At 58.7% G+C, this 24,250-nt stretch carries 26 protein-coding genes and 1 tRNA gene; 16 read left to right on the top strand and 11 right to left on the bottom strand.

The annotated features are described in order from the left end of the window. Positions 1-20 precede the first annotated feature (20 nt). From ACLEIV_RS12420 to ACLEIV_RS12410, 3 genes are all read left to right on the top strand, one after another. On the top strand, positions 21-266 hold the full coding sequence (locus ACLEIV_RS12420) for a DUF2960 domain-containing protein (RefSeq protein ID WP_410456956.1): 246 nt from the start codon (positions 21-23) through the stop codon (positions 264-266). 168 nt (positions 267-434) lie between these two features. Continuing rightward, positions 435-2,264, top strand: a complete 1,830-nt coding sequence (locus ACLEIV_RS12415; protein WP_410456955.1) for a sensor domain-containing phosphodiesterase — start codon at positions 435-437, stop codon at positions 2,262-2,264. A 339-nt stretch (positions 2,265-2,603) separates the two neighbouring features. Then, positions 2,604-3,188, top strand: a complete 585-nt coding sequence (locus tag ACLEIV_RS12410) for a cupin domain-containing protein (protein ID WP_410456954.1) — start codon at positions 2,604-2,606, stop codon at positions 3,186-3,188. Between the two features lie 74 nt (positions 3,189-3,262). On the opposite strand, the gene ACLEIV_RS12405 is transcribed toward ACLEIV_RS12410, so the two are convergent. Next, positions 3,263-4,162: an EamA family transporter gene (locus tag ACLEIV_RS12405; protein ID WP_410456953.1), complete on the bottom strand. Its 900-nt coding sequence runs from the start codon at positions 4,160-4,162 to the stop codon at positions 3,263-3,265. 104 nt (positions 4,163-4,266) lie between these two features. On the opposite strand from ACLEIV_RS12405, the gene ACLEIV_RS12400 reads away from it, so the two are divergent. Next, a complete protein-coding gene (locus tag ACLEIV_RS12400) occupies positions 4,267-5,649 on the top strand; it encodes an aminotransferase-like domain-containing protein (protein ID WP_410456952.1) in 1,383 nt (460 codons plus the stop codon). A 56-nt stretch (positions 5,650-5,705) separates the two neighbouring features. Here ACLEIV_RS12400 and ACLEIV_RS12395 read toward each other — a convergent pair whose 3' ends face one another. The 3 genes from ACLEIV_RS12395 to ACLEIV_RS12385 form a co-directional block, all read right to left on the bottom strand. Beyond that, positions 5,706-7,205, bottom strand: a complete 1,500-nt coding sequence (locus ACLEIV_RS12395) for an aldehyde dehydrogenase (protein ID WP_410456951.1) — start codon at positions 7,203-7,205, stop codon at positions 5,706-5,708. A gap of 10 nt (positions 7,206-7,215) precedes the next feature. Then, on the bottom strand, positions 7,216-8,577 hold the full coding sequence (locus ACLEIV_RS12390) for an aspartate aminotransferase family protein (protein WP_410456950.1): 1,362 nt from the start codon (positions 8,575-8,577) through the stop codon (positions 7,216-7,218). A 172-nt stretch (positions 8,578-8,749) separates the two neighbouring features. Next, positions 8,750-9,511, bottom strand: coding sequence for a gamma-glutamyl-gamma-aminobutyrate hydrolase family protein (locus ACLEIV_RS12385; RefSeq protein WP_410456949.1), 762 nt, complete (start codon positions 9,509-9,511; stop codon positions 8,750-8,752). A gap of 281 nt (positions 9,512-9,792) precedes the next feature. On the opposite strand from ACLEIV_RS12385, the gene ACLEIV_RS12380 reads away from it, so the two are divergent. From ACLEIV_RS12380 to ACLEIV_RS12370, 3 genes are all read left to right on the top strand, one after another. Next, positions 9,793-11,178, top strand: a complete 1,386-nt coding sequence (locus tag ACLEIV_RS12380; RefSeq protein ID WP_410456948.1) for a glutamine synthetase family protein — start codon at positions 9,793-9,795, stop codon at positions 11,176-11,178. A gap of 40 nt (positions 11,179-11,218) precedes the next feature. Next, a complete protein-coding gene (locus tag ACLEIV_RS12375) occupies positions 11,219-13,183 on the top strand; it encodes a Na+/H+ antiporter NhaC family protein (protein ID WP_410456947.1) in 1,965 nt (654 codons plus the stop codon). Between the two features lie 109 nt (positions 13,184-13,292). Next, positions 13,293-13,763 carry a copper chaperone PCu(A)C gene (locus ACLEIV_RS12370; protein ID WP_410456946.1) on the top strand — a complete coding sequence of 157 codons (471 nt, stop codon included), beginning with the start codon at positions 13,293-13,295 and terminating at the stop codon, positions 13,761-13,763. A 55-nt stretch (positions 13,764-13,818) separates the two neighbouring features. On the opposite strand, the gene ACLEIV_RS12365 is transcribed toward ACLEIV_RS12370, so the two are convergent. The 5 genes from ACLEIV_RS12365 to ACLEIV_RS12345 form a co-directional block, all read right to left on the bottom strand. Beyond that, positions 13,819-14,238: a CoA-binding protein gene (locus ACLEIV_RS12365; RefSeq protein WP_410456945.1), complete on the bottom strand. Its 420-nt coding sequence runs from the start codon at positions 14,236-14,238 to the stop codon at positions 13,819-13,821. Positions 14,239-14,342: 104 nt separating this feature from the next. Further along, positions 14,343-14,777: a thioredoxin TrxC gene (trxC, locus tag ACLEIV_RS12360; protein WP_410456944.1), complete on the bottom strand. Its 435-nt coding sequence runs from the start codon at positions 14,775-14,777 to the stop codon at positions 14,343-14,345. A gap of 2 nt (positions 14,778-14,779) precedes the next feature. Beyond that, positions 14,780-15,187 (bottom strand): META domain-containing protein, encoded by a 408-nt coding sequence (locus ACLEIV_RS12355; protein WP_410456943.1) that lies wholly within the window; start codon positions 15,185-15,187, stop codon positions 14,780-14,782. A 9-nt stretch (positions 15,188-15,196) separates the two neighbouring features. Next, positions 15,197-15,526 (bottom strand): Rossmann-fold NAD(P)-binding domain-containing protein, encoded by a 330-nt coding sequence (locus tag ACLEIV_RS12350; protein WP_410456942.1) that lies wholly within the window; start codon positions 15,524-15,526, stop codon positions 15,197-15,199. 59 nt (positions 15,527-15,585) lie between these two features. Beyond that, positions 15,586-16,440 (bottom strand): hypothetical protein, encoded by an 855-nt coding sequence (locus ACLEIV_RS12345; protein ID WP_410456941.1) that lies wholly within the window; start codon positions 16,438-16,440, stop codon positions 15,586-15,588. A gap of 118 nt (positions 16,441-16,558) precedes the next feature. Here ACLEIV_RS12345 and ACLEIV_RS12340 point away from each other — a divergent pair, with 118 nt between their 5' ends. Both ACLEIV_RS12340 and ACLEIV_RS12335 read left to right on the top strand, forming a co-directional pair. Beyond that, positions 16,559-17,248, top strand: coding sequence for an MOSC domain-containing protein (locus tag ACLEIV_RS12340; RefSeq protein ID WP_410456940.1), 690 nt, complete (start codon positions 16,559-16,561; stop codon positions 17,246-17,248). Positions 17,249-17,310: 62 nt separating this feature from the next. Further along, a tRNA-Pro gene (locus ACLEIV_RS12335) sits at positions 17,311-17,387 on the top strand. A gap of 307 nt (positions 17,388-17,694) precedes the next feature. Here ACLEIV_RS12335 and ybcJ read toward each other — a convergent pair. Next, complete coding sequence (gene ybcJ / locus ACLEIV_RS12330; RefSeq protein WP_410456939.1) at positions 17,695-17,910, bottom strand: ribosome-associated protein YbcJ; 216 nt, start codon at positions 17,908-17,910, stop codon at positions 17,695-17,697. A 314-nt stretch (positions 17,911-18,224) separates the two neighbouring features. Between ybcJ and ACLEIV_RS12325 the strand changes: the two genes are divergently transcribed. Beyond that, positions 18,225-19,358 (top strand): aminotransferase class V-fold PLP-dependent enzyme, encoded by a 1,134-nt coding sequence (locus tag ACLEIV_RS12325; RefSeq protein ID WP_410456938.1) that lies wholly within the window; start codon positions 18,225-18,227, stop codon positions 19,356-19,358. A gap of 141 nt (positions 19,359-19,499) precedes the next feature. Here the strand turns inward: ACLEIV_RS12325 and ACLEIV_RS12320 are convergent, their stop codons facing one another. Further along, positions 19,500-19,730 (bottom strand): hypothetical protein, encoded by a 231-nt coding sequence (locus tag ACLEIV_RS12320; RefSeq protein ID WP_410456937.1) that lies wholly within the window; start codon positions 19,728-19,730, stop codon positions 19,500-19,502. A gap of 37 nt (positions 19,731-19,767) precedes the next feature. On the opposite strand from ACLEIV_RS12320, the gene phnC reads away from it, so the two are divergent. The 6 genes from phnC to phnH all read left to right on the top strand — a co-directional run bounded on the left by phnC (position 19,768) and on the right by phnH (position 24,250). Further along, positions 19,768-20,622: a phosphonate ABC transporter ATP-binding protein gene (phnC, locus tag ACLEIV_RS12315; protein WP_410456936.1), complete on the top strand. Its 855-nt coding sequence runs from the start codon at positions 19,768-19,770 to the stop codon at positions 20,620-20,622. Beyond that, the gene (gene phnD, locus ACLEIV_RS12310; protein ID WP_410456935.1) at positions 20,619-21,608 is read left to right on the top strand and encodes a phosphonate ABC transporter substrate-binding protein; all 990 of its coding nucleotides are present in this window, start codon (positions 20,619-20,621) and stop codon (positions 21,606-21,608) included. Before phnC ends, phnD begins: the two co-directional genes overlap by 4 nt. A gap of 55 nt (positions 21,609-21,663) precedes the next feature. Continuing rightward, a complete protein-coding gene (gene phnE / locus ACLEIV_RS12305) occupies positions 21,664-22,449 on the top strand; it encodes a phosphonate ABC transporter, permease protein PhnE (RefSeq protein WP_410456934.1) in 786 nt (261 codons plus the stop codon). 65 nt (positions 22,450-22,514) lie between these two features. Then, on the top strand, positions 22,515-23,210 hold the full coding sequence (gene phnF / locus ACLEIV_RS12300) for a phosphonate metabolism transcriptional regulator PhnF (RefSeq protein WP_410456933.1): 696 nt from the start codon (positions 22,515-22,517) through the stop codon (positions 23,208-23,210). Beyond that, positions 23,211-23,657, top strand: a complete 447-nt coding sequence (gene phnG / locus ACLEIV_RS12295; protein WP_410456932.1) for a phosphonate C-P lyase system protein PhnG — start codon at positions 23,211-23,213, stop codon at positions 23,655-23,657. After that, complete coding sequence (phnH, locus tag ACLEIV_RS12290; protein ID WP_410456931.1) at positions 23,654-24,250, top strand: phosphonate C-P lyase system protein PhnH; 597 nt, start codon at positions 23,654-23,656, stop codon at positions 24,248-24,250. The genes phnG and phnH overlap by 4 nt, the downstream gene beginning before the upstream one ends.

Raw genomic sequence — 24,250 nt, 5'->3', positions numbered from 1 at the left:
TTTTTCCGGGGAATACCACCATGGCTTTTCGTATCAGTTATCACTATCTCAAGCAGCAAAAAGAAATCGGTTTTGCCAATGACAAGCACCACAGCGTTTATGACGCCATCGCAACGGCGGAAGGGGTGGATCTGACCGAATTTCACCGGATGGAAAGCCAGGTGGCCAATGTCAGCCGCAACGACCGCAAAACCATGAAGGACTTTCGGGAAGAATACTTTCGCAAACTGGGCTTCAGTCAGGTGACCATAGTACGCGAAGAGTAATACGCGATACGGACAGACTCTGACCGCTCAATCAACAAGTGGACGCAGGCTGAAACCGCTTGAAAACCCGTGTTGGCTCTTTGTTTTAATCACGTAACCGGCAAGTGAATGGACAGGTTCAAATGGGTTTGTCATTATAGATAAAACGCAATAGTTAACGGATGAACTGTGGAACAAATTCAGCGCTTTTTCGGTTATCACAAGGCCCTGACGCAGTTGTTAAATGGCCAGGGTTTCACAGGGAAGAGCAAGCGCAAGAAGCTGGAAGCCTTGTGTGGTTTCTGTGGAGAGCTGCTGGAGGTCGACAATGTCAGCCTCTGGACGCTTAGCCTCTGTGGTAACCATCTTGACCGTGAGCTGTTTTATCCCGGGGCCCAGGGTGACCAGAATCATGATATCAGCCTGAGCCGGAACCAGCACGAAGCCTATTTTTCTGCGCTGGATACCGCCGAAATTATCTGTGCCGAAGATGTACGCATCGATCCCCGTACCCGCTCCTTTCATCCGTGTTATCCGAATGCAGAGCAGCCCGTGGTGTCCATGCTGGATGCGCCTATTTTTGATGGCAATCGCTTGCATGGTGTTATCTGCCTGGAACACCGGCAAGCTCGGCAGTGGAGTCTGGCCGATATCGCCTGCGTGGCGGCCGTCGCCGATACCATCAGCCTCATCAACACCCACGAAGCCTGGTTGAGCAGCCGTAAAGAGCTGGACTACATTACTCATCATGATGATTTTACCGGTCTGCTGAACCTGCGCGCGCTGCGCAATCAAATCCAGCAGCTGATTGAACGTAACCCGCAGCAGCCCTTTGCCCTGTTATGGATCGATATCGACCGGCTCAATGCCATCAATAACGGCATGGGTCAGCAGACGGGGGACGCGGTAGTGAGCGAGGTGGCGGCGAGATTGCGAGGCATGCTGCTGCCGGGCAAGGACATGGTGGCGCGGGTGGCAGGGGATGAATTTGCCATGATCTACCGTTTCCAGGAGGATGTGAACGCGATGCGCGAGGCGGTCACCTCCATTCTGGACATGGTCAACAGGAACATCAGGGTAGGAGAGCAGAACGTTCAGGTCAGTACCAGTATTGGTGTTGCTATGTATCCCTATGATGGTGGTGATGTATCAACCCTGCTGAGCCACAGCGAGTCGGCCATGTATCACGCCAAGGATTGTGGCCGGCGCCAAGCTCAGTATTTCAATCAGGCTATCTCTACCACCGCCAAGGCGCGTTTTCAGCTGGAAAGCCAGCTGACCGAAGCCATTGCCACCGATGGGCTGAGCGTGGTGTATCAGCCGATCATGTCCGCCGATGGCCATTCGGTGGTTAGCGCCGAAGCCCTGGTGCGCTGGCAGCATGAGACCCAGGGCTTCATGTCACCGGCGGAATTTCTGCCTCTGGCTTACGATACGGGGCTGATCGGCAGTCTGGATCTCTGGGTGCTGGAACGGGTATGTCGGGATATACAGCGGGCTCGTGAACAGGAGTTGCCGATGCCTCCGGTGGCGGTGAACCTCTCTTCCGACTCCATCATGGATCCCCTGCTGGCGGATAAGGTTTGGGAAAGGCTGCAGCGTTATCAGGTACTTGGCGCTCAGCTGGAGTTGGAAGTGATCGAGGATGCCATCAAGGGGAACTCGACGGTTCTGAGGCAAACCCTCGAAGAGCTGGTGCGCATGGGTATCAAGTTGTCCATCGACGATTTTGGTACCGGTTACTCTTCATTGCTGCGACTCAAGAATTTGCCGTTCACCAAGCTGAAAATCGATCGCTCTTTCATCCAGGACCTGCCACAGGATGCGGATGACTGCGCCATTACCCTGTCCATCCTGGGGATGGCCAGGGGGTTGGGCGTGGAAGTGATAGCCGAGGGGGTGGAAAACAGTGAACAGGAAGCCTGGCTGCAGCATCAGGGCTGCAATTATCTGCAGGGGTTCAAATACCACAAACCCATGCCGGTAGAAGCCTTTATGGAGTTGCTGATTACCACCTGAATAATCAGTGCTATATTTTGCCGATAAAACTCGAACCCATCACTTTAACCAACACATAAACCAAATCTGATTTATGTGTCTGCATTCCCGATAGAAAGCTGGCACTAATCTCTATCCGCGCTTCCGTTTTTATCAGTATTTTCCTCTCCAGCCGGATGTTATCCATTGATTTTATGTGTTTTTTTGTCTTTGCTATGCCTCGTCCCGGTATTGCTGGCTGGGCTGTCATGACGGCCTTGTCTGCGGCAGTCCGTGACAGCCATTCACTTACGGATTATTTGACCTTGCTGTAGAATGCGAGGCGCACAAAATCCCCCCTTTTCTTATTGGCGTAACGATATGACGACTGCGGAACAACAAGGTAGTGATGATATGTCCAGCGATGTGGGTGTCCGGCTGAAGGCGGTGCGTACACTGCGTAATATTTCCCAGCGGGAGCTGGCCAAGCGCACCGGTGTGACTCATTCCAGCCTGTCGTTGATTGAGCAGGGCAAGGTCAGCCCCTCGGTCAGTTCGCTGAAGAAAATTCTCGATGGCATCCCCATGACGGTGGGGGAGTTCTTTACCCTGGATTTGCAGAATACCGATCAGATTTTCTATGCCGCCGACGAGCTGCAGGATGTGGGTTCGGGTAACCTGTCGCTGAAGCTGGTGGGTTCTAATCGCAAGAACCGCGCCATGTCCTTTATTATCGAGACCTATCCTCCCGGTGCCGATACCGGCCATGACATGATGGCCTATCGGGGCGAAGAAGCGGGGGTGGTAATAGAAGGCGAGGTGGAGTTGAACGTCGGCGGTCAGGTACGGGTGCTGCAGGAAGGCGACAGTTATTACTTCTCCACCACCCAACCGCACCGTTTTCGCAACAACAGCGACCAACCCTGCCGGGTGGTGAGCTGTTCGACCCCCGCCAAGCATTTCTGAAACAGAGATAACGAGGGCTCCAAAAGAGCCCTCGTTTGATGCCAACGCCTGACAACCTCAGTCCGTCATTACTCTCAGGAAACCGGCTTCTGTGCTGCGGGTCCGGCCACGCCGCGGGGCAAGGGGCCTCGGTAAAGCACCAGGCCGACGCCGAGCAGGAAGGCACTGCACGACACCCACTGGGCGGTGGAAAGTTGTTCGCCGTAAATGAGGTAGCCGCTGACCAGTGCGAATACCGATACCAGCAGGGTAAGCGGTGCCATCTGGCTCATCGGGTAGCGAAGCAGCATCTTGTTCCATACCCAGTAACCGAACAGTGTGGTGGGGTAGGCCTGGAACAGCACCGAAATCCAGGCATTGGTATCCCACTGTCGATAGGTGATTGCGAGGATGTCGACTCCGTTGAACAGCACGCTCAGGCCGATCAGCGGCAGCGGTGCAAACAGCATGCCCCAGATGTTGAAGGCGAAGGCCGAGCGGGTACCCGACTGGCGTACCATGACCCCGGCCAGTGGCCAGCAAATCGCCGAAATAAGGATGAAGATCACGCCTGCCAGGGTCACATTGCCATTGGTGTACACAATGGAAATCAGCAACCCCGCCAACGCTATCGTCATGCCGAGCCACATACGAGGGGAGATTATCTCCTTGTAAAAAAGCACGCCTACCAGCACTGTGGTCAGCACGTCGAGTTGCAGTAGCACCGACGCCATGCCAGACGACAGGCCGAAGGTGATGGAGCTCGACGCCATGCCCCAGATACCGGTACCAAACACCAGACCATAACCCATCAGATAACGCCAGGGCACATTGGGCCGGCGAATAAAGAAAATGATGGGAAAGGTGGCGCAGAAAAAGCGTGCCGCCGCGATCAACAGCGGATCCATATCGGTCACTCCGAGCTTGATCATCGAAAAGTTGAATCCCCAAATGGCCATCACCAAGATGATGAGTAATAAATCCCGACCTTTCATCCGCCCCTCCCTCCTGTTTGTGTGAGACAGCCTCAGTGTCGCTTGCGGGTAGCAGTCGGTACAGATACAATTTTTTTGAAATTAATGGGTACAGATGGGGTGGCATGGCGAAATACAGGCAGTTGGCGGAGAAATTTATCGATGATATCCGGGCGGGTAAACTCGCCGTCGGTGATCGCCTGCTGTCGCTCAGGCAATTCGCCCGGCAGCACGGGGTCAGCCTGTCCACCGCCGTCAGTTGTTACGCCGAGCTGGAGTCTCTCGGCTGGTTGGTGGCGCGTCCCAAGGCAGGTTTTTTCGTGGCACCTAAGCGACTTGTTGTCGGGCATCCCGAATGGAAACCCTTTGAAAGCCGGGTCGCCGTCCTCTCGGGACAGCATTGTCACGCTTCGGCGTTGAACGGACCCCTTGGCACCTCACGCCTGTTTCTGGAAGAGACCAGCCAGCGGGCCCTGGAGAGCAGCTTTCGACGGGCCATGAAACGTGCGGCTGCGGGTCTGAGCCGTTATCCGGCGCCGCAAGGCGAAGCGGCACTGCGCGCCGCACTGGCCGGACACTTCGGCCAGTGCGGCTTTGCGCTCGATGATGATGAGCTGGTGATCACACATGGCTGCATGGATGCGGTGAAAACCGTGCTCGAAGTCTGTACCCGGCCCGGTGATGCCGTTGCCATCAGCTCGCCCTGTTATAACGGTTTGCTGGAGGTGCTGTCTCAGCTGTCATTGCGTATCGTGGAAATTCCATCACTGGAAGAGGGGATCGATCTGGATCAGCTGGAGCACCACTTGCGGCTCGGTACCGTGCAGGCGGGTCTGTTCTGTACCACGCACATGAATCCCCAGGGCCTCACCATGTCGATGGCACAGAAACAGCGGCTGGCGCAGCTGGCCAATCGTTATCGGGTGCCGATGATTGAAGATGATGTCTATCTCGAGCTGGCGCACCACCAGCATGTACCGCTGCCGGCCGCCTATCATGACGAGGGGGGCTTCGTGATCTGGTGCGGCTCCGTGTCCAAGAGCCTGTCGCCCAGCTATCGTCTGGGCTGGTGTCGGCCGGGGCGCTATTTTCAGCCGGTTGTGCAGCGGGCGCTTGGCGTGCCTACCTTGATGCAACTGGCGCTGGCCGATTTCATCGAGGTCGGCGCCTATGCCAGGCACCTCAAGCGCACTCGCTATCGGTTGGCCGAGCACAAACGGCATTATCTCGATTATCTTGCCCGATACCTGCCCGTGGGCAGCCGGATTTCCCAGCCGGATGGCGGCCTGGTGCTGTGGATTCAGATACCGGGGCTGGATGCCGGGGCGCTTGGTACGGCGGCGGAGCTGGCGGGGCTGGATATCCGGGTCGGCGGACTATTTACCGCCTCCGACCGTTACCGGGATTGTTTGCGTATCAACATCGGCTTTCCGTTTGACGAGTCGGTGCAGCGGGAGCTGCAAACGCTGATCAAGCTGGTCGGCATGACTCCGCCGCCTCGGGAATGAAACGGCGGAGCCGGCGGGCCAGCCAGAAGTGTGTTGATGGCCTTGTCCCGGGGGTATTAGCGGTTGAGCGCTATCCAGGTGGTCTTGGTCTGACTGTATTCCGCCAGTGAATGCAGCGATTTGTCCCGGCCGTTGCCGGATTGTTTGACCCCGCCGAAGGGCACCGTCATGTCGCCCCCGGCGTAGTTGTTGACATAAACCTGGCCCGACTCCAGTCGCCGCGCCGTGTTCAGCGCCTTGTCCAGGTTCTGGGTCCAGACCGCCGCCGCCAGTCCGTAGGGCGAGTCGTTGGCGATGGCAATCGCTTCTTCGGCGCTGTCGAAGCCGATCACCGCCAGTACCGGACCGAAGATCTCTTCCCGGGCCAGCGCCTGACGGTTGTCGACCCGATCGAACACCGTCGGCGGAAAGTAGTAACCACCACGGTCGGTCAGCACCGGCTCGCCGCCGAGTCGCAGGCGGGCACCTTGTTCTATGCCCTTGGCCACATGGCTGCGGATGCCGTCGAGCTGGGTGGCATCGACGATGGCACCCATGGCGCTCGCCGGATCCAGCGGATTGCCCGGTTGCCAGTCTTGCGCATAGGTGATGATGCGCTCGACCAGTTCCTCGCGAATGCTGTTTTCCACCAGCAGGCGGGAGCCGGCGATGCACACCTCGCCTTGGTTAAAGAAGATGGCCTGGGCGGCTTCCCTCGCCACCTTGTCGAGATCTCCCGCATCGGCAAAGACGATGTTGGCGCTCTTGCCGCCACATTCCATGAAGGTACGCTTCAGGTTGGACTCGCCCGCGTACTGGGTAAGCAGCTTGCCGACCTGGGTCGAGCCGGTAAAGGCCAGGGCGTCGACGTCCTGATGCAGCGCCAGCGCCTTGCCGACGGTGTGGCCAAAGCCCGGCAACACTTGAAAGATACCGTCGGGAACGCCGGCTTCCCGGGCCAGGGCCGCCAGACGGATGGCGCTGAGCGGTGATTTTTCCGAGGGCTTGAGGATCACCGCATTACCGGCGGCCAGCGCCGGGGCGATTTTCCAGCAGGCCATCATCAGCGGAAAATTCCACGGCACTATGGCGGCCACCACGCCCAGTGGTTCTCGGGTGATTAACCCCAGGCTGTCGGTGTCGGTGGGGGCCACTTCGCCATACACCTTGTCGATGGCCTCCGCGTTCCAGCGCAGGCAGTTGACGGCGGAAGGCAGATCCACATTCAGGCTGTCGCTGATGGGCTTGCCCATGTCCAGAGTCTCGATCAGAGCCAGCTCTTCGGCGTGCAGCTCGACCAGCTCGGCCAGCCTGAGCATGACTTTTTTACGGGCCGTCGGCGCCAGTGCCGACCAGTCGCCGCGACGAAAGGCGGCGCGGGCATGAGTGACTGCCAGCTGGGCATCCTGCTCGTCACAGCTGGCGACTTCGGCCAGCGGCAATCCGTTGGCCGGATTGAGGGTGGCGAAGCGGTCGCCCTTGACCGCATCACAATACTGGCCCTGGATAAAAGCGCGGCCTTCCGGCCGCAGCTGTTCGCTCCGGGCCTGCCAGTCGGCAAGCGATGATGGATTCATGTGTTTCTCCTCAGTCCATGATGCCCAGCTGGCGGGCGGTCAGATCCAGGCTCTGGCGCGCCAGTGCAACCAGCTCATCGATCTCGGCTTCGGTGATCACCAGTGGCGGTGATACCACCATGGTTTCGCCCACCGAGCGCATCACTACGCCGGTCTTGAAGCAGTTATCCCGACACTGGCCACCGATACCGGTCTCGAAACGGGCCATGGTGTCCTTGTCGGCCACCAGTTCCAGGGCGCCGAGCAATCCCAGGCTGCGGGCTTCGCCCACCAGCGGGTGACTGGCCAGGCTGGCCCACTGTTTGGCGAAGTAGGGGCCGGTGGCATTGCGTACCCGCTCGACAATGCCTTCTTCTTCCAGCAGCTCCAGGTTGCGCAGGGCCACGGCGGCGCAGGCGGGATGACCGGAGTAGGTGAAGCCGTGGTAGAACTCGCCGCCCTGTTCGATCAGCAGATCTGCGACCCGGTCGCCGACCAGCACGCCGCCGATGGGCAGATAGCCGGAAGACAGACCCTTGGCGATGGGCATGAGATCGGGCTTGATGTTGAAATGCTGGCTGCCGAACCACTGACCGACCCGGCCGAAGCCGCAAATCACCTCGTCGGCAATCAGCAGTATGCCGTAGTGATCACAGATGCGCTGGATCTCGGGCCAGTAGCTTTCCGGCGGAATGATGACGCCACCGGCGCCCTGTACCGGCTCGGCAATGAAGGCCGCGACCCGATCAACGCCGACTTCCTTGATCTTCTGCTCCAGCGAGCGGGCGGCCAGCAGACCGAATGCCTGCGGGTCCATTTCCCGACCTTCGCCAAACCAGTAGGGCTGCGCGATATGCTCGATATCCGGCAGCATGGGGCCGCCCTGTTCGTGCATGGGTGCCATGCCGCCCAGGCTGGCACCGGCCACGGTGGAGCCGTGATAGCCGTTGCGACGGCCGATGATCACGGTCTTTTCCGGTTGCCCCTTCAGTTGCCAGTAGCGGCGTACCATGCGCACCACGGTATCGTTGGACTCGGAGCCGGAGCCGGTGAAGAACACATGGTTGATGTGCTCGGGCGCCAGTTCGGTCAGCTTCCTGGCCAGCTTGATGGCCGGCGGGTGGGCGGTCTTGAAGAAGTTGTTGTAGTAGGGCAGCTCGGTCATCTGGGCGGTGGCGGCGTCTACCAGTTCCTGACGGCCGTAACCGAGGTTGACGCACCAGAGGCCGGCCATGGCATCCAGGATTTTGTTTCCTTCCGAATCATAAATATAGATACCGTCGGCCCGGGTGATGATGCGGCTGTTGCCGTCCAGCTCCTTGGTGTCGGTAAAGGGGTGAATGTGATGGCGGCCGTCTTGCTGGCGTAATTCCCGGGTGTCGTACTTTGGCATGATGATGTCCTTTTCGTTTATGTGGGTTCGGATCTGAAATCGCCGAGGGCAGGCAGCAGCCACGCCAACACGCAGCAAGTACTTCCCTGTATGCTCGTCGATGGCACCCCTGCCATCGACGGTTGGCTCAGGCTACCGCCTGCCCTCGACTGGTCGAATTATCATCGCTTGTTCAGACCTTGATGATCTCTTGATGCCGGGCGCAGGCGGCGCCGAAGGCGGTAAAAATGGCCTGGTACAGCGGATGCTGATCAGGCTGCCACTCCGGGTGCCATTGCACTCCGAGCGCGAAGGGCTGGGCGGGATCGCTGACGGCCTCGATAAGACCGTCCGGCGCCAGGGCCTCGGCGATCAGGCCTTGGCCCAGCCGGTCTATACCCTGCTGATGCAGGGAGTTGACCCTGAACTCGGTTGCTTGAGTCAGTCGATACAGCAGGCCGTCCGGGTTGAGGCTGATGTCGTGAGCCGGTTCATAGTGGCTGTCTTTCCAGTCATGAGCCGGTTCCCGGTGGTCGAGCAGGCCGGCCTGTTCCTGCAGTTTGTGGCGCAGGCTGCCGCCATAGGCGACGTTCATTTCCTGCAGGCCGCGGCAGATGCCGAGCATGGGCAGTTTCAGTCGGCGCGCCTGCTTGATCAGCGACAGGGCACTGCCATCTCTATCGGCATCGTAGCGACAGTCGCCGGGCCAGGGTGCTTGTTCAAAATGGTGGGGCGCGACGTTGCTGTAGCTACCGGTCAGGCAGAGGCCGTCCAGTCGCTCCAGAATACCCGGCGCCAGCCCCCGTTCCAGTGCCGGCAGCAGTACCACTTCTACTCCTGCCGCCTGGCGCAGGGCATTCACGTACTTGTTGACCACCATGTGGCAGTCATGGCCTTCAATGTGCCGCTGGCAGGCGGTCACCCCGATCAGGGGTTTGTGCGTTGCTCTTTCCATGTAGCTACCCAATAAGTTGGTTGGTTTATATATTTAACATCACCGATGCCGTGACTGTAAAGAATAAGAGCACAAACCAGACGGGAAAGCCAAGTTGGTTAACAACGGTTATCGTGATTTGTTGGGGTTTGTGTGATGAGTGTCGCTATTTTTAACATATGTGCAACCATTTCTCGAGGGCGGTGATTGCGTTGATGTGGTGATTATTTTATAACGATGATTGTTCTTTGTGTTTATTAAAAGCCAACAATAAAGTTGCCAGGGCCAACAAGGAGGTCGTGATGGATGAAGTAGAGGTGGAAGCAGGACTGAAGGAAGCCCGGGAATTTCTGGAACAAAACCCGGATATCAATTCCATCGACCTGATGATTGGGGATATCAACGGGGTGATCCGCGGCAAGCGCATCCCGCGAGACAGCCTGCTCAAGGCCTATGAGGACGGGATTTGCCTGCCAGCCTCGCTGTTTGCGCTGGACATCAACGGCAACACCATAGAAGAAACCGGGTTGGGGCTGGATCAGGGCGAATCCGACCGCTTGTGTTTTCCGGTACCTGGCACCCTGAGTCGCACTCCCTGGCAGGACAGGCCCTGTGCCCAGGTGCTGATGAGCATGTACGAGAACAGCCGAGCCCCCTTTATCTATGATCCGCGCCATGTGTTGCAGCGAGTGCTGGACCGTTTTGCCGAGTTGAAGCTGACTCCGGTGGTGGCGGTGGAAACCGAGTTCTACGTGGTCGATCGGGAACGGGACGAGTGGCAGCAACTACAACCGCCGGTATCTCCGGTCACCGGCAAGCGGGACACCCAGTGTCAGGTGTATTCGCTGTCGGATCTGGATGATCACTGCGACTTTATCGAAGCCATTCACGAGGCGGCTCAAACCCAGCGTCTGCCGGTGGATACCGCCATCGCCGAGTGTGCTCCGGGGCAGTTCGAAATCAATCTCAAGCACAGAAACAATGCCATGCAGGCCTGTGACGAGGCGGTGCTGCTTAAGCGGCTGATCAAGGGCGTGTCGGCTCGCCACCAGATGGACGCCACTTTTATGGCCAAGCCTTACAACCAGGAGGCGGGGAGCGGCACCCATATTCATGTCAGCCTGCTGGACGAGCAGGGCAACAATGTGTTCAAGGGCGAAGCGGACGATCCCCTGGGCAGTGCCGTGTTGAAAAGCGCCATCGCCGGTACCCTGACGCTGATGCCGGAGTCCATGGTGATATTCGCGCCCAACGCCAACAGTTATCGCCGTTTTCAGCCCGGTTTCTATGTGCCGATGAGCCAGACCTGGGGCGCCGACAACCGCACCGTGGCGGTACGCATTCCCGGTGGCAGTGACGAGGCCCGGCGGCTGGAACACAGAGTGGCCGGCGCCGATGCCAATCCCTATCTGCTGATGGCCAGTATTCTGGCCGGCATTCATTACGGCATCACCCAGCGGTTGACCCCGCCCGCGCCTGTGGTGGGCAACGGTTATGCCTCCCACCCGCCCAGCCTGCCGTCCAGTTGGATTCAGGCACTGGAGCAGTGGCAGCGCAACGAACTGCTGCCGGAGTATCTGGGGCGGGAATTTTGTCGGGTATATCACGCCAACCGCCACGGTGAACGGCTGCTGTTTATGCGCAATGTCAGCCCGCAGGAGTTCGACTGGTATCTGCGCTCGGTCTGACAATCCGGTAAAAAATTCAATTACCATGGAAGGGAATAATATGAAAACACAACAATGGTTTGGCCTGGGCGGCATCTGGCTGGTCTTGCTGTTATTGCTGGCGCCGGCGATCAGTCGGGCCGAAACACCAACAATCGACATGCCCGGCCTGGTGCTGCAGGGAATTCCCTTCAGCGTGACCCTGAGCGGCGAACCCGAGCAGCCATTGTGGCTGGAGCATGAAGGGCAGCGCCATGCGCTGACCTTTATCGACGGCGAAGCCATGGTGGAAGGGCTGTTGAGCAGCACCGATAACGCCGGGATCACCCTGGTGGACGAGGTTGGTACCGTGCTGGCCGAGGTAGACAGTCCGGCCATTGCCGCCTGGCTGTCGGTGGTGCCGGCGCTGCTGGCCATCGTGCTGGCGCTGGTGTTCCGGCAGGTGATACTGGCGTTGTTTCTGGCCATCTGTTCCGGCGGCTGGCTCAGCTATGGCATGGCCGGTGACAAGGCGCTGGTCAGCGTGCTGGACTCGGTCAACGTGCATGTACTGACCGCCGCCAGCGATTCCGAGCACATGTCGATCGTGCTGTTCTGTCTGTTGATCGGCGGTATGGTGGGTATCATCTCCCGCAATGGTGGCACCGTCGGCATTGCCAACCATATCACCCGTTTCGTGCGGGGCCGGCGCAGTGCCCAGACCACCACAGGACTGCTGGGCACCGCCATCTTTTTCGACGACTACGCCAATGCGCTGATCGTCGGTAATACCATGCGTAATATTACCGACAGGCTGCGTATCTCCCGGGAAAAGCTGGCCTATATCGTTGATTCGACCGCCGCCCCCGTGTCGGCCATCCTGCTGGTGACGACCTGGATAGGCTTTCAGGTGGGTCTGATCGACGAGGCGCTGGGCCAGATTGAAGGCTTCGAGGGTTCGGCCTACGGGGTTTTTCTGGCGACCATCAGCTACAGCTTCTATCCGATCCTGGCTCTGCTGTTCGTGTTCATGATAAGCCTCAGCGGTCGTGACTTCGGGCCCATGCTCAAGGCCGAGATCAGGGCGGTGCAGCAACAGCAGGACGCCGACGATGTCCTGACCGATCGGGAAGCCATCGCCGAAGAGGCCAGTATCGATGCCAAACCGGGCATACCGCATCGGGCGCTGAACGCCATCATTCCGATGACGGTGCTGGTGCTGACCACCCTGGGCGGCATCTGGTATACCGGCATGGAAGAGCTGGGCCACCCGGCCCAGTACCAGTTGCGTGACGTGTTTGGCAACGGTGACTCTTTCACCGCCATGATGTGGGGCTCGCTGCTCAGCACCCTGGTGGCGCTGATCATGACGCAGGTGCAGCGACTTCTGAGTATGGACGAAGCGGCTCATTACTGGTTTGAGGGGGTAAAGTCCATGCTGCTGCCGATCACCATACTGATGATGGCCTGGGCTCTGTCGTCGGTGAACGAGTCGCTGCATACCAGCGATTATCTGGTGAGCGTGCTGAGCGACAGCCTGACACCCGAGCTGATCCCGGTGAGTGTGTTCCTGTTGTCGGCCTTTACCGCCTTCGCTACCGGCTCGTCCTGGGGCGTCATGGGTATCATGATGCCGCTGGTGGTGCCGCTGGCCTGGGCTGTGTTGTTGCATCACGGTCTGGCCGGTGATCCCGAGTTTATGCACCTCTTCTATGCCTCGGTGGCGGCGGTGTTGGCCGGCGCCGTCTGGGGCGACCACTGTTCTCCGCTGGCGGAAACCACGCTGCTGGCCGCCATGGCCTCCGGCTGTGGTCTGGTCGAGCATGTGCGGACCCAGTTGCCCTACGCGCTGTTCGTGGGTGTGATCGCTACCCTGTTCGGCATAGTGCCGGTGGCCTATGGTCTGCCCTGGTGGCTGGGTATCGCCATCTGTGCCCTGGCCATGGCGCTGGGGCTGCGAGTGTTGGGCAAACGGGCGGAAGACAGCTCGGTGGCGAAAGAAGCACAGGCTGTGGTGGCCACCAGGGCGGTGGATATAACCGGCTAGGCCATGAGAGACATGGTTCCGCATATTGAAGGCCAGGGCTAATGCTCTGGCCTTTTTGCCGGCGCCTATTACAATGGTTCGGATCTAATCCTCTGAAAGGAATGAAATAATGTCATCGTTACGCACCTTGCTGGCCACGGCCCTGCTGCTGGGCTCCTCCGTGGTCTCGGCTCACAGTTATCATGGCGGCAACCTGGACATTGCTCACCCCTGGAGCCGGCCGCTGCCGCCGGTGGCCACCACTGGGGTGGCTTATCTGACGGTGACCAACAAGGGGGAGGCGGAGGATGTGCTGCTGGGCGCCGAGAGTCCGGTTGCCGACCAGGTGGAGATCCACACCCACATCAAGGACGGCGAGCTGATGAAGATGCGCCAGCTGCACGAGTTGGTGATCCCGGCCGGTGGCGAGCTGACGCTGGCACCGGGTGGCCATCACCTGATGTTGATGGGGCTGAAGCAGGTGCCGGCAGTCGGTGAGCGTTTCCCGCTGACCCTGCACTTCAAGCAGGCCGGTACCATAGTGGTGGAAGTCGCCGTGGATGCGGAGCCAACAGCACCGCAAGAGCACCATCAGCACTGATCGTCTGTAACAAAAAGGGGCCAGGGCCCCTTTTTGTTTGGAATGGATGTGGTGGTTAGCCCAGCAGTTGTCGGTGTACCTTCTTGATGCAGAGATCCTCGACGTATTCCAGCTCGGCCTCGGCGGCGGATTCGGCTGCCGCCGCACTCTGAACTCCCTCCTGCAGCCACAGACACCGGGCGTCATGGGCGATGGCTTCGAGCGCGATGTCGGCGGCATATTCGCCACGTCGGAATACGTTGATCAACTGCACCGGCTGATCCAGTTCATCCAGCTCGGCGACGCAAGTCTGGCCGAGAATGACGGCGCCGGCCAGCTGCGGGTTGACCGGGTGCACCTGATAGCCGTGTTGCAGCAGGTATTCCATTACCTGATAACTGGCTCGTTCCGGTCGGTTGGAAGCCCCGACCAGGGCAATGCTGCGCGTCTGATTCAGGATGTGCGCCAGGCGCTGTTGTTCGAGTTGATCCATCATGCATTCCACAGGAGTAAAAACCTTCTTATACCAGCTTGCGCGTCTGATAATCCATGATCCCTTGCTCAATATTTTCCTCGGACGCAGCCTGTTTTTATCTCCGTTTATACCGGCAGGCTCTGTAGCCATTGCCGCAGTTGGCCGGCGGAGAGGGCGCCGGACTGGCGGGCGACTTCCTTGCCCTGTTTGAAAGCTATCAAGGTAGGGATGGAGCGGATGCCGAAGCGGGCGGCTGCCGCCTGATGCGCCTCGGTATCCAGCTTGGCCAGTCTCAGTTGGCCATTCATCTCGCCGGCGGCGGCAGAAAACACCGGTGCCATGCTCTGGCAGGGACCGCACCAGGGCGCCCAGAAGTCGACCACCAGCGGCAGGGTTTCGTTCGCCAGTAGCCGGTCCATGAATGGGCCGTCCAGCGTCAGCGGTTGGTGCGGCAGCAGGGACTCCTTGCATTTACCGCATTTTGGCGTCTGTTGCCGTCGTTCGCCGGGAATCCGGTTTTTGGCCTGACAGACCGGGCAGATCAGGAAGTGCTCGTTCATGGTTACATCCAGTCGGCCAGTTGATAGGTCAGGGTATATTTCTCGCCGACCAGCTCCAGCTGCTGCCCTTTGTTGTTGACGGTGGCGCCTTCGCTCAGGGTGTGCAGTACGGCGGTTTCCACTTGTTGTGTTATCGGGTCACAGGCCATCTTGGTACTGGCCAGGGGAGCGGCTTTCAGACGACCCTGCTCCAGGGTGGCGCTGCCGAAGAAGCGATTACAGCCGGCCATGCCGTTGATGCTGAAGTGCTCGGCAACTTCCAGATCCGATTTGATCTCCGGGTCGACGGCCACGCCATTGATGGCGGTCAGGTTCCAGTGGTGATGCTGCAGATCGGACTCGATCACCTTGAGGCCGCCGCTGCAGGCGGTCAGCAGCAGGGCGGCGGTGGCGGCAATGGTTGTTTTCATAACGACTCCTTAATTTATTTGATTATCACAAGGTTTGTTGCAGGACAGCCGTTGCAGGTTGTCCAGGGTAATATGGGCGATGGCGGCGAGTGCCTCCCGGGTCAGAAACGCCTGGTGATCGGTCAGGATCACGTTGGGGTAGGTCGACCGCAGATGAAAGGTGTCATCATGGATGATTTCACAGGATTTGTCGCTGAAGAACAGGTTTTCCTCTTCTTCACAGATGTCCAGCCCCTGGGCGCCGATTTTGCCGCTGTTGATGTCGAAGCCATGGTCCCGGTTGTGCGCGGCGAAAGGCTGCTGCATGTAGGGCTGACTGCTGAAAAAGGCGATTTTCACCGGATGTAACTCCATCAAGGATCATGACTCAATGATAGTGAACAGCCGACGGCCGTTTTTCAAGGCCGGGCGGCCGGGTGCCAGTACTGCGCCGGCACCCGGCGGCTGGATTCGTTCATAAAGGGATTGGCGAGTTCCAGCCGTAATCTCGGCTGTTGCAGTACCGGCAGGCTGGCACGGATCGGTGGGTACTGCTCGAACAGGGTCATGAAACTGCCATCGGTATAGGCTAGGGTCAATCCCCGTTTCAGGGCCTCGGCCAGTTCGGGGTATTCGGGGCTGACGAAAAAATAGATGGCGAAAGGGTAATGCAGCAGCAATCGGGGTTCGGCCATCAGCAGTGGATAGTGCCCGGTGGTGGCGGCCAGCTCGGCGTGGGCCTCCACCAGGCTGCGCGGGTAATAGTCCACATGCTGGTTGCGATTCAGCATGTCCAGAATGGTGTCTCGGGGGGCGGCACTGATGTTCAATCCCGCCTGTTTGAGAATATCGATATCACTCCAGCCGATGCCCTGCACGCCGATAAAGGTGGCCAGTTCACCCAGGCTCTGCACCCGGCTGAAGTCCTGTTGCCGGGTCTGGTTGATCAGCAACAACCGGAAGCCGGACAGGCCGCGAAGCAGGGGTATCAGCACCGGAAGCAGTGTCTGCTCGTATTCGCCGGAGGTGCCCATCCAGAGCAGATTGACCGTTTTACCCTCGAGCAGCCTCTGTGCCAGCCGCTGCTGGGGTTCGTTCAGTGCTACCTGATCAATGGCAAAGTCTTCGCCACTCTTTTCCAGTGCCAGGGTCAGCAGTTGCCGATAGTAGGGGTACAGTGGCGGAGCGGGCTCCGGCAGCGGGATCCTGACCGTCAGTGCTGCCTGCACAGACAGGCTGAACAGGGCGAGCAGTGATAGCAGCAATTTCTTCATGGCGGTCGATCCCCGATGATCCCGTAATGAGTTAGCCCATACTTTGTTATAGACTCAATCCACCTGCCTGGCAGGGCATTTCCTTAATCTCATTGTTTCAGGCCAGCGGGAGGTCATCATGCAGGTGAAAATACTGGCGGGCCAGCCGGCCATGCTGAACCCGAGCATCAGCAGTGCCATCGATAAACGAGCGGTTAATGTTCGGCAATTCTGCAGTCTGACCGGGTTGAGCGACGACGCCCAGGTATCTGGCCGCTTTCACGGGGGGCCCGAGCGGGCGCTGCATTACTACCCGCGAGAGCATTACGGCTTCTGGCGCAGCTGGTTTCAGGGCATGGGGCTGACCGCCTCATCCGCGTTGCTGGCGCCGGGGGCCTTCGGCGAGAATATCTCCGGCATCGGCCTGGATGAAACGGAGGCCTGTATCGGGGATATCTACCGGTTGGACGAGGCCCTGATCCAGATAAGCCAGCCGCGCTCGCCCTGCTACAAGCTCAATGCTCGCTTCGGTTATGATTTTTTCTCGGTACTGGTGCAGGCCAATGGTCGAACGGGCTGGTTGCTGCGGGTACTGGAAGAAGGCGAAGTGGATCCGGAGGCCGAAATGACGCTGGTCGAGAGACCTTGCCCGCACATGCCGGTGAAGCGGGTTGGTGACATTGTGTTTAATCAGAGCTTCGAGCGGGCGGCGTTACAGAAATTGGCCGAATCAGACTATTTATCAGGCAGTTGGCGTGAAAAAGCGACAGCTTATCTGACCGAGGGGCGAGTGACGGACTGGAGTCGACGCCTGCTGGGATCTAAATAGTGCCGGCGCTTAAAAATAGCTTGCAACAATACCGTCATTTCTGTAAATTCTCGCCCCGTTGACGGCATGTAGCGCAGCTTGGTAGCGCACTTCGTTCGGGACGAAGGGGTCGGAGGTTCGAATCCTCTCATGCCGACCAAATCCTCAAAAAGGGCTCATCAAATGATGAGCCCTTTTTGTTTTCCGATTTCCGTGCATCTGGTTTATGCCTGGCCCATTAAACAATCGAACTGTTTGATTGTCATATCAATTCCGGATAAAGGACCCGCTCCGCCGGCTCGCTGTAGATACATTCATGTCCGCTCTCCGTTTTGTCCCTGAAACGGAAGGTCGGCAGAGCCGATCCCTCTGTCCGCATGCTGCTGCCGTTCCGGCATTTCCGTCCTCCCTGGTGGGGGCCGCCGGTGCCCTGGGCGATGCGGGTTCGACTCTGGGCCTCATGATGGTTATTCGGTGACCTCGACTTCTTGTCCGTTAAAGCTAACGCACTGACCGGCCACTATCTTGCAGCGCTTGCGCACTTCTATTTCACCATTTACCTGTACCATCCCTTCATCGATCACCATCTTGGCCATGGCGCCGGAGTCGCACCAGCCGAGTACTTTCAGCAGGTTGTGCAGGGGAATAAAGGCATGTCCTTCCAGACTGAATTGTTCGTTCATAGAGAGTTGTCATCCTGGTTATAAATATCGAGTTTATGCCAACACCCTGTTCGTAGATGCTGGCAACGGCCGTAAATATGGATTTTATCCATTAGGTGTTTGTTATATACAGACAGATTGGGCATCATTAAAACCCACGCTCGGGTGGCCGTCCCGGCTGCACAATACCGGTCAGGCACCGCACAGACTCATAATGGGCTCGCCTCTTCGGGCTCACCTGTGCCATTCTTGGTGCTGAAGGTCTGCTTGCCGGCGCTGGGCGCTGACTCACATGCGGCGTTTTTTGTATCAGTTATTTGACCCAAGAGGTAATTATGTCCGGATTACTGCCCAATATCGACCCCGATGGCCTGCTGGAATATTCGGTGGTTTATACCGACAGATCCCTGAACCATATGTCCCAGCGTTTTCAGCAGGTGATGCGTGATATCTCCGCCAGCCTCAAGGGACTGTATCAGGCCCATTCGGTGGTGGTGGTGCCCGGCAGTGGTACCTTCGGCATGGAGGCGGTGGCCCGTCAGTTTGCCACCGATCAGGATTGCTTGATCATTCGCAATGGCTGGTTCAGTTATCGCTGGAGCCAGATTTTCGAGGCCGGCAAGATACCCGCGTCGGAAACCGTGCTCAAGGCCCGCACTGTCGAGGAAGGCCCCCAGGCGGCCATGGCCCCGGCCCCCATAGAGGAAGTGGTTGCCGGCATCAGGGCCAACAAGCCGGGCCTGGTGTTGGCCGCCCATGTAGAAACCGCCGCCGGCATGGTGCTGCCGGATCACTACCTCAAGGCGGTGGCCGCGGCGGTACACGAAGTGGGTGGCCTCTTCGTGCTCGACTGTATCGCCTCCGGCGCCATCTGGGTAGACATGAAGGAATGCGGTGTCGATATTCTGCTCAGCGCTCCCCAGAAGGGCTGGAGCAGCTCTCCCTGCTGTGGCCTGGTGATGATGAGCGAGCTGGCGCGCCAGCGCATAGAGCAGACGCAGAGCAGCAGCTTTGCCTGTGATCTGAAGCAATGGCTGCAGATCATGGAAGCCTACGAGCAGGGCGGTCATGCCTATCATGCCACCATGCCCACCGATGCCCTGACCCAGTTCCGCGATACCATCAAGGAGACCTGTGGTCTGGGCTTTGCGGAGATGAAGCGGCGTCAGCAGCAACTGGGTGACCGGGTACGCGCCCTGCTGGCCGAGCGGGGTATCAAGAGCGTGGCCGCAGACGGCTTTGCCGCCCCTGGCGTGGTAGTGTGCTACACCGAGGATGCGGCCATCAAGAGCGGCAGCAAGTTTGTCGCCGAAGGGCTGCAGATCGCCGCGGGTGTGCCGCTCGCGTGTGATGAACCGGCCGATTTCCAGACCTTCCGCATCGGACTGTTCGGTCTCGACAAACTGCAGGATGTGGATCGCACCGTCGCCACCTTCGAGCAGGCGCTGGACAAGGTGCTACAGGGCTAATCACCCGGTATCACCAAATAGCGTCAAGCTATATAACAACAAGGCCGCCCATTGGCGGCCTTGTTGTTTTCGGCTCTGACTCGGCTTTTACCCTGGCGCCAGTCCCGGGCCTTTCTCTCTTCCGCCGTATTCCTTCAGTTGTCATTGCCGTCGTTTCATTTCCTTCGCCTTGAGCGACAGCTGTGCTCTCCTCATCGCTTTGAAAGATGAAGCTTTTCTGAAAGCCTTGTCTATACAAGTGCGCCGCATAATACCGCCTTCCTCAATAAATCCTTTAATAACAGTGTGTTGAGAGTTTTCTTTTCGCTGCAACAGTGGCGGCTGTTCATCCGGTTGACTTAATTCTTCAATAAAACCGTCATCTTCGACCACCAGTATGGCTCCCGAACCTATCGTGAGGCTGCTAGCAATGAACAAGATCATTGAGGTCAGAAGTCTGAGCAAGAGCTTTGACAATAAAAAAGCGCTGAAAGAGATCAGTCTGGATATTTCCCACCCGGGGATCACCGCGCTGTTGGGGCCGTCCGGCTCGGGCAAGTCCACTCTGCTGCGTCATCTGAGCGGTCTGGTGTTTTCCGATCGCCGGGAAGGTACCGAGGTCCGGATCCTGGGGGAGCTGGTGCAATCCCGGGGCAAGGCGGCGCAGCAGGTGCGTCGCTGCCGGGCCCGGGCGGGTTATATCTTCCAGCAATTCAATCTGGTGAATCGTCTGAGCGTGCTGACCAATGTGTTGATTGGGGCCCTGAGCTCCACCGCCAAGTGGCGCACCCTGACCGGTTGTTTTACTCAAGAGCAGCAACAGCAGGCCATGGCGGCGCTGGATCGGGTGGGCATGGCGGACTATGCCCACCAGCGGGTGTCTACCCTGTCCGGTGGTCAGCAACAGCGGGTGGCTATCGCTCGTTCGCTGATGCAGAAGGCGCGCATCATCTTTGCCGACGAACCCATAGCGTCACTCGATCCCGAATCGGCGCGTAACGTCATGGAGCTGCTCAAGGACATCAACGAGCGGGAAGGCATCCCCATCGTCGTGACCCTGCATCAGGTGGATTACGCACTGAAATACTGCCAGCAACTGGTGGCCCTGCGCGAAGGTGAAGTCTTCTATCAGGGGGCCGCGGCCGATATCGGCGAGCAGGCGCTGACCGCGCTGTACAGCAAAGCCCCCACGACCGCTACCGCCGCCATTCAGGGCCCGGCGATTACCCCGTTGCGGGTCAACCCCGCCTTTGCATCCCGCTCCATTCAAGGACAATTGTCATGATTCGAACACTGAAGAAGCTCGCCGGTGGCGCCTCGTTACTGGCCGCCATGATCGCCACCCCGGTACTGGCCGAGGACGCGCCCTTGTCGACCATCAACTTCGGCATTATTTCTACCGAATCCCAGCAGAATCTCAAGCAGCACTGGGAACCCTTCCTCGCCGAGATGGAAAAACAGCTGGGGGTGGAAGTGGACGCCTTCTTCGCCCCCGATTACGCCGGCATCATTCAGGGTATGCGCTTCGACAAGGTCGACATTGCCTGGCTGGGCAACAAGTCGGCGATGGAAGCAGTCGATCGGGCCGGGGGAGAAATCTTTGCCCAGACGGTGGGCAAAGATGGCCAGGCCGGTTACTGGAGTCTGCTGATCGCCCACAAGGACAGCCCGCTGAACACGGTGGACGACGTGCTGGCACAGCGTAAAGAGCTGACGTTCGGTAATGGCGATCCCAACTCGACCTCCGGTTTTCTGGTGCCTTCCTACTATGTGTTTGCCCAGAACCAGGTTTCTGCCCAGGAGTTCAAGCGCACCCTCAATTCCAGCCACGAGGTGAACGTGTTCGCCGTACTCAACAAGCAGGTGGATGTGGCCACCAACAACACCGAAAGCCTGGAGCGCTTCGCCCAGCACAGCCCGGAGAAGGTAAAAAATATCAAGGTGTTGTGGAAGTCACCACTGATCCCGGCCGACCCCATTGTCTGGCGTAAAAATCTGCCGGAAGCCACCAAGCAGGTGGTGTACGACTTCTTCATGAAGTATGGCCAGTCCGATGATCCGCAGCAGAAGGCGATTCTGGAAGCGTTGCAGTGGGACTCGTTCACTCCTTCCAGCGACATGCAGCTGTTGCCTATCCGCCAGTTGCAGTTGTTCAAGGATTTGAACGAACTGGAAAACAACGAGGCCGATGCGGCCGACATTAATCAGGTAAAAATGGAACTGGCGGCTCTGAATCGTCAGATGTCTGCCCTGGCAGCCATGACCAACTAAAGACCGCCTCGGGGCCGGCATGGCCGGCCCCGGGGGGGCATCGGAGACTGTAAAGATGAATACTGACGTCGTTACCCGGCCTAAACCAGGCTCGCGCCTGGGGCAAATGGTCAAGTGGATGCTGCTGGCGCTGGTACTGGCCTGGGCCTGGCAGGGCGCCGAAATGAATCCGGCGGTGTTGGTGCAGGATGCCGGCAACATGGCCGAGCTGGCCGTCGACTTTTTTCCGCCGGACTTTACCCACTGGCAGCTGTATTTGAAAGAAACCCTGGTCACCCTGCAGGTGGCGCTGTGGGGCACGCTGCTGGCCATCGTGCTGGCGGTTCCCTTCGGTTTGTTGAGTGCCGACAACCTGTTTCCCCAGTGGGTGTGTCAGCCGATGCGCCGGCTGATGGATGCGGCCCGGGCCATCAACGAAATGGTGTTTGCCATGCTGTTTGTGGTGGCGGTGGGGCTGGGGCCTTTTGCCGGGGTGCTGGCGCTGTTCGTACATACCACCGGCGTGCTGGCCAAGCTGTTTTCCGAGGCGGTGGAAGCGATAGAGCCGGGCCCCATCGAGGGGGTGCGGGCCACCGGTGCCACCAAGCTGGAAGAAATTCTCTACGGTGTGCTGCCGCAGGTGATTCCGCTGTGGATTTCCTATTCGCTCTACCGTTTCGAGTCCAACGTACGCTCGGCCACCGTGGTGGGCATGGTGGGTGCCGGCGGCGTCGGGGTCTTGCTGTGGGAAGCGATTCGCAGTTTTCAGTTCGAACAGACGGCGGCCATCATGCTGGTGGTGATCGTGACCGTGAGCCTGCTCGATGTGGCCTCGCAGGCCATTCGCAAACGCTATATCTGATTTATTTAGCCAGACTTGTCTAGACAAGATCGGCGAATAAACAGGCCAGAGAGAAAGGGGGAAGCATGCGCGTCTACCAGGTTATTTACCGGCAACTGGAAGCGGATATTCACCGGTATTTCAAGGCGGGTGATTATCTTCCGCCCGAAATGCAGCTGGCCGAGCGCTTTGGAGTCAATCGCCACACGGTACGGCGAGCCATCGACGAGCTGGTGGCCAATGGCCTGATTCAGCGCCATCAGGGCAAGGGCAACATGGTGTTGCGTCAGCCGCACCTCTACAAGCTGCACGATGGGGCCCACTTCACCGGCAACTTTCTGGAGCAGGGTTCTCTGCCCAGCTGCCAGGTGATCGGCGCCCGTCTGATACCGGTTACCGCCCGGCTGGCGCATGAATTACAGCTGGGTCAGCAGCAGAAGATTATTTACATACAAACACTGCGGAAAACGGAAAACATTCCCCGTTCCGTCATCCACCATTATTTGAGTAACCCGGAGTGGTGGCCGGTATTAAAACAATTTCAGCAAGGCTCCTTGCACGAGTTTTTAAAACGAACGCTGGATATCGAGCTGAAAAGAAAGTCGACCCGCCTGGGGGCCAGAATACCCTCCGGTGAAGAAAGTCGTTTATTGCAGATCAACAAGTCCATTCCGGTGATGCGGATTAAAACCCAGAACCAGCTTAAAGGAACGGAACAGATAGCGGAGTTTTCCGTAAGTTCGGCTCGTTCCGATTTAATTGAATATGTCGTGGAGCACTAAATGAATACACCACAACGCAAACAATGGATGTCGGTATTGGCCCGAACATCGTTTTCGGCACTGCAAAGCGGCTGGCAAGCCCTGCAGTTGACCCCTGAGTACCAGTTGATTCGGGCTCCCGAGATTGGCCTGGCCCAGGTTCGGGCCCGCATGGGCGCCACCGGCCGGCAGTTCAACCTCGGCGATGTCACCATTACCCGGGCGGTGGTCAAGCTGAACAGCGGCGAGCTGGGCTACAGCTACCTGCGCGGTCGCAACAAACCCCATGCGGAGCTGGCGGCCTTGATTGATGCGCTGATGCAAACCCGCAGCGGGCATGAAGTGCTGGACAAGGGGTTGATTGCTCCGCTGGCGGCGCAGAGGGCAGAGCAGGAAGCCGCTACTCGCCAGCAAGTGGCGGCCAGCAAGGTGGACTTTTTTACCATGGTGCGGGGAGAAGACGAATGACCATGATCACCACGGCATTTACGGATGCCATCCACGACAGTCAGGTCTGCTTTCGCCGCCTGTTGAAGGCGATGTCGGAGCCGGGCACCCGGGTCGAACTGGACCGCGCCGGCCGTTTCGGCAACCTGAGCGCCGGTTGTGTGCAGACACTGCTGACCCTGGCCGACAGCGGCACCCGGCTCTGGTTATCGCCTGCGCTGCAGCAGGACGATGCCGTGCTCGAGAATCTTCGCTTTCATGTGGCGGCCCCGCTGAGTAGCGACGCCGCCGAGGCCGACTTTGCGGTATTGGCCGGTGCCGACCTGGACGACTGCGGCGCGCTGTTGAGTCGCCTGCCGGTGGGCAATGAAGAATACCCGGATCAGGGCGCTACCCTGCTGATCGAAACCGACTCGCTGGACCGGGGCGTCGAGGTCACCCTGTCGGGGCCGGGTATTCCCGATACTCGCCGTATTTTTCTGGGACAGGTGCCCGAGGCACTGGTGCGTTTTCTGAGTGAGCGGGATGCGGCCTTCCCGCTGGGTATCGACCTGATGCTGGTGTGCGACCGGGAACTGGTTGCCATTCCGCGTACCACCCGAGTGGAGAGATAA

This window comes from Oceanisphaera submarina (assembly GCF_046521305.1).
Taxonomy (GTDB): domain Bacteria; phylum Pseudomonadota; class Gammaproteobacteria; order Enterobacterales; family Aeromonadaceae; genus Oceanimonas; species Oceanimonas submarina.
The sequence above is the reverse complement of the archived record's forward strand: the minus strand, read 5'-3'. Positions and strand labels throughout refer to the sequence as shown.